Here is a 701-nt window from a genome sequence, read left to right as displayed (position 1 = left end):
CAAAAAGATTAATGTCGCCACGACAATATAAATAATCCCTGCACTTCCTGGCGCCATAAGTGCAGAAAAGTCTTGATGCCAAAAGGCAAGCAAGACGCCCATCATTGAATCAAACATAAAAAAGCTCCTAAACATCACTAAATAACAACAAGGTAGATGCTTAGGACTATCGAGCGTGAATAAACCGATAGATAAGATTAGAGCCTAACCCATCTCCAATTTGATATTTTGAATGAGAGAAGTCTTTCGCAAGACCAAGGAAAGCCGTCAGACCCGCGTTCAAATATGGCGTTTCTGATAAGGCGCGGTTCCAATGAGGAGCCAACGTTTCGAACCAACCGATATCGAGCTCATCAAGCTCTGATTTTGAATCATGAACTCGCAGTGCATTGCGATTTAACAGGCTAGCCAACGAATGAAAAGGTGGTGCTAGTGGCGTTTCGGAAACTTGTGCGTCTTCATCATAAAACACACTGCCGACGGTGTAGTGGTGAGTAGTTTCAGGCGACGTTGATTCTTGGCCGACAGAAACCGCCAATAAGCTCAGAAATAGCCCGAAAAAGCTAATAAGAAGAGCACGCACAACGTTCACCTACATCACAGTAATACGTACTTTTAACTCTGAGGGCGAGAATTTGCAATCGAAATTCTCGCCTCGTGGTTTTAGCCACTCAGTTTGATATAACGCTGGACTTAATCAG

1 protein-coding gene and 1 pseudogene are annotated in these 701 nt (G+C 43.7%); both read right to left on the bottom strand.

What is annotated here, in order from left to right:
• Positions 1–117: pseudogene (locus R8O11_RS27785) on the bottom strand (DedA family protein); the annotation flags it as partial.
• A gap of 49 nt (positions 118–166) precedes the next feature.
• Positions 167–583: a hypothetical protein gene (locus tag R8O11_RS27780; protein WP_318194942.1), complete on the bottom strand. Its 417-nt coding sequence runs from the start codon at positions 581–583 to the stop codon at positions 167–169.
• Positions 584–701: the final 118 nt, after the last annotated feature.

The organism is Vibrio sp. 1288 (assembly GCF_033344475.1).
Note: the sequence above shows the minus strand (reverse complement) of the source record. Positions and strands in the feature narration are given on the sequence as shown.